The 3,932-nt window shown below is 73.1% G+C and carries 4 protein-coding genes and 1 pseudogene; 2 read left to right on the top strand and 3 right to left on the bottom strand.

Annotated features, from left to right (window positions below; translation table 11 throughout):
* From ACFTZL_RS42345 to ACFTZL_RS42335, 3 genes are all read right to left on the bottom strand, one after another.
* The coding region (locus ACFTZL_RS42345) for a Gfo/Idh/MocA family protein (RefSeq protein WP_382595187.1) at positions 1–767 on the bottom strand (767 nt) is incomplete at its 3' end.
* A gap of 75 nt (positions 768–842) precedes the next feature.
* Positions 843–1,229 carry a PPOX class F420-dependent oxidoreductase gene (locus ACFTZL_RS42340; protein ID WP_382595184.1) on the bottom strand — a complete coding sequence of 129 codons (387 nt, stop codon included), beginning with the start codon at positions 1,227–1,229 and terminating at the stop codon, positions 843–845.
* A gap of 43 nt (positions 1,230–1,272) precedes the next feature.
* On the bottom strand, positions 1,273–2,451 hold the full coding sequence (locus ACFTZL_RS42335) for a MalY/PatB family protein (protein ID WP_382595182.1): 1,179 nt from the start codon (positions 2,449–2,451) through the stop codon (positions 1,273–1,275).
* Between the two features lie 24 nt (positions 2,452–2,475).
* On the opposite strand from ACFTZL_RS42335, the gene ACFTZL_RS42330 reads away from it, so the two are divergent.
* Both ACFTZL_RS42330 and ACFTZL_RS42325 read left to right on the top strand, forming a co-directional pair.
* Positions 2,476–3,489 carry a hypothetical protein gene (locus ACFTZL_RS42330; protein ID WP_382595179.1) on the top strand — a complete coding sequence of 338 codons (1,014 nt, stop codon included), beginning with the start codon at positions 2,476–2,478 and terminating at the stop codon, positions 3,487–3,489.
* A 117-nt stretch (positions 3,490–3,606) separates the two neighbouring features.
* Positions 3,607–3,932, top strand: a pseudogene (locus ACFTZL_RS42325) (S1 family peptidase); the annotation flags it as partial.

Raw genomic sequence — 3,932 nt, 5'->3', positions numbered from 1 at the left:
GTGTCGTTGGCCGCGAGGTCCAGGGCGAAGGGGTCGTCGGCGGCCCGGTCGGCGCCGTGGGCCCGGTCGTACTCCCGGCGCAGCCCGTGCCGCTCCCCCGCCGTACGGCCGTAGAAGCAGAGCCGCCCGTAGCCGAAGGCCTCCCGGGGCTCGTCGGCGAGCCACCAGTTCACCAGGTCGAAGTGGTGCGAGGACTTGTGCACCATCAGGCCGCCGCTGTGGTGTTTCTCGCGGTGCCAGCGGCGGAAGTAGTCGGCGCCGTGCCGTACGTCGAGCAGCCACTCGAAGTGGACCGACAGCACCTCGCCGATCGCGCCCTCGGCGAGCAGGGCGCGGACCTTCTCGTGCACGGGGTTGAAGCGGTAGTTGAAGGCGACGGTCAGGGAGTTGCCGCTCTCACGGACGGTGTCGAGGATGCGGGCGCAGCGCTCGGCGTCGACGGTCATCGGCTTCTCGGTGACGACCCGGCAGCCCGCCTTCAGGGCCGGGACGATGTAGCGGTCGTGTTCGGCGTCGACGGTGGTGACGACGACCTCGTCGATGTCCTCCTTGGCGAGCAGGCCGGCGAAGCGGTCGGGCTCCCACGGGCTGGCGGCGGGTGCGCCGGCCTCGGTCAGCAGCCGGTTGTGGAAGGCCATCCGGGTGGGGCTGGGGTCGCAGAGAGCGGCCACGACGTGGCCGGGGCGTTCGGTGAGGCCCCGGGTGAACAACTGGGCCCGGTGGCCGGTGCCGACGACGGCTGCGCGCAGGACGGGAGTTCGGCTCATGGCAGGTGGCCTTTCCCGGGGACGGGCCGTCCACTCTCCCGGCGGAGAAAGCGCTTGCCGAATCTGGGGGAGATCTCAGGGAGTGAGAACGATCCGCAGGCCCACGGTGCCGTCCAGGCCCCGGCGCAGCCGGCTGCCGAGCAGGGTGAGCCGGCCGGTGAGGCCATACTTGCGGGCGATCAGCTTCCGGTAGCGGGCGGTGGTGGCGGGGTCGCAGATCTCCGCCGTCGCGGGCACCTGCTCGCCGGTGGGGTTGCCGCGCAGGTCACAGGGGCCGGCCAGGACGTCGGCGCTGTTGCGGATCCGCTTCACCTTCCAGGAGTCGGCCACCGTCCAGACGCCGAGCGCGTCCCCGTCGCGTACCACCCAGACGGGGGTGGCGACCGGCGTACCGTTCCTGCGGTAGCTGGTGATCAGCAGGTACTTGCCCGCGCCCAGTTCGTCCAGCGCACTGTCGTCCATGGCGGGCAGTGTACGAGCGTGACCCGCGCGGCGCGCCCCGGGGTCAGCGCAGCGCGGCGGCCGTTCTGCGCACCGCCTCCGTGATCACCTCGGGCGAGGCCGCCAGGTTGAGGCGGACGTGCCCGGCGCCGCCCGTGCCGAAGGGCAGGCCGGAGTTGAGGGCCACGCGGCCGCGGTGCAGGAAGACGTCCGCCGGGTCGTCGCCGAGGCCGAGCCCGCGGCAGTCGAGCCAGGCGAGGTAGGTGGCGTCGCCCGGGCGGTAGCGGATCGCGGGCAGGTGCTCGGCCAGCAGGTCCGCGAGCAACCGCCGGTTGCTGTCGAGGCCGGTCAGCAGGGCGTCCAGCCAGGCGACGCCGTCGCGCAGGGCGGCGGTGTGGGCGATGATGCCGACGTGGCTCGGGCCGTGCCCGACCTCCTCGGGCATCCGGGCCAGGTCGGCGGCGGCCCCGGGCCCGGCGATCGCGAGGGCGGCCTTGAGCCCGGCGAGGTTCCAGGCCTTCGAGGCCGACATCAGCGACAGGCCGCGCTCGGCGCCCGGCACGCTCAGGTACGGCACGAAGTCCGTGCCGCCGACGACGAGCGGCGCGTGGATCTCGTCGGCGACGACCCGCACGCCGTACCGCTCGGCGAGCGAGGCGACGGCGGACAGTTCCTCCGCCGTGTGGACGGCGCCGGTCGGGTTGTGGGGGCTGCACAGCAGGTAGGCGGCCCGGCCCCCGTCCGCGACGGCCTGCCGGAAGGTCTCCTCCAGGACACCGAGGTCGAGGCGCCCGTCGGCCCCGAGCGGGGCCTCCACCACGCGCCGGTCCATGTGCGCGACGAACTGGTAGAACGGCGGGTACACCGGCGGGTTCACGACCACCGGGTCCCCGTGTCCGGTGACCAGTTCGATCATCTCGACGACGCCCAGCATGACGTCGGGCACGATCGCGGTGCGCTCCACGGCGAGCCCGTCCCAGTTCCACCGCTTCTCGGCGAAGGCGGCCAGCGCCTCGGCGTAGGCCGTGCCCGCGGGGTAGCCGGTGTCCCCCAGGTCGAGCGCGTCGGTGACGGCCCGCACGACGGGCTCGGCGAGCGGCACGTCCATCTCGGCGACCCACAGAGGCAGCACGTCCGCGGGGTAGGTGCGCCACTTCATGCTCGTGCGGCGGCGGAGGCGGTCGAGAGTGAGAGCTCGCAGAGGATTCGGTTCACCGGACGTCTCGTGCGGGATCCTGGTCATGGGCACACGATAGGGGGCTGTGCGGTGAGCGGGAATCTTGCGAACGGGGTGCGGGGAGGGCCGGCGGGCCCGTTCCTGGAGATCGCCTGCGACGAGTCGGGGTCGGACGGCGAGAACCTCACCGGCGGGAACACGGACGTGTTCGCGCACGCCAGTGTCTCGCTGTCCGTGGCGTCGGCCGCGGCGGCCGTACGGGAGATCCGGGACCGGATCCGTTCACCCGCTGAGGAGTACAAGGCGAACCATCTGCTGCGGGAGAAGCACCGCGCGGTGCTGGAGTGGCTGCTGGTGCCGGAGGGGCCGATGCACGGGCAGGCGCGGGTGCATCTCATGGAGAAGACGTTCTTCGTGGTGGACCGGGCGGCCGGCCTGCTGCTGGGCGACCCGGCCGCGGCCGTCGTCCTGTTCCGCGAGGGCCGCCGGACCTTCGGGGAGGAGGGCTGGCGGGCGTTCCTGGAGGCGGCCAACCAGTTGCTGCGGGTCCGCAACAACGGAGAGCCCGGCGCCCCTGTCGAAGGGTTCTACGACACGGTCGACGCCCTGCGGCGGGCGCATCCGCGTACCGACGCGGGGAAAATCCTGGACCGGCTCGGGGCGACCCGGTCCCGCGCGGTGTCGTATCGGGCGGACTTCCTGGACGGACCGCCCCTGATCCCGGTGCTCAACCCGCTGCTCCCGGCGATCGTGCGGACGGCCGCGCTGTGGAGCGCGAACGGGCGGGAGGTCCGGCTGGTGCACGACCGGCAGAACATGCTGACGCCCGACCGCATCGCGTGGATCGAGGAGGCGGCCCGGCGGGCGGGGGTCGGTCTGGCCGGGCTGCGGCTCGTCGTCGCGCGCGAGGACGCGCGGGTGCAGGTGGCGGACTTCCTGGCGGGGATCGCCCGCAAGATTGCCTCCGACGAGCTGAACGGACGCGGGGACCCCGTGCTCACCGCCCTGCTGCGGCCCTACGTCGATCCGGGCTCGGTGTGGGGCGACACCCGCAGCCTGACCCTGCTCGCCGCCCCGGCCGCTCCGGCCACCGGCCGGCGGTGAAGAGTTCACGCGCGCACTGAACACGGCACGGCTCCGCTCCGTATGGAGAACAGGGCGCTCAACTCAAGGAGGGCCCCGCGGTGTTCGCACCGCGATGTTCGGGTTCGGGAGCCATGCATGAGGCACGCACGACGACGGGTCGTCCGGCGAGTGACACAGCTGGCGGCCGTCGGCGGACTCCTCCTCGGAGGAACGATGGTCACCAGCGCTGTGGCGAGCGAGCCCCCCGACGCAACGGTCGGCGTCCCGTACTCGGCGAAGCCGGGCACGGGCATGGGCAGCGACCTCGTGTCCCGGCTCGGGACCTCCCGCACGGCGGGGAGCTGGGTCGACACGTCCGGGCGGCCGGTCGTCGCGGTCACCGACGAGAAGGCGGCCGCCGAGGTCAAGCGCGCCGGTGCGCAGGCGAAGATGGTGCGCCACAGCATGAGCGCCCTCAAGTC

It is taken from the genome of Streptomyces sp. NPDC056948 (genome assembly GCF_042674225.1).
Taxonomy (GTDB): Bacteria; Actinomycetota; Actinomycetes; order Streptomycetales; family Streptomycetaceae; genus Streptomyces; species Streptomyces purpurascens.
The sequence above is the reverse complement of the archived record's forward strand: the minus strand, read 5'-3'. Positions and strand labels throughout refer to the sequence as shown.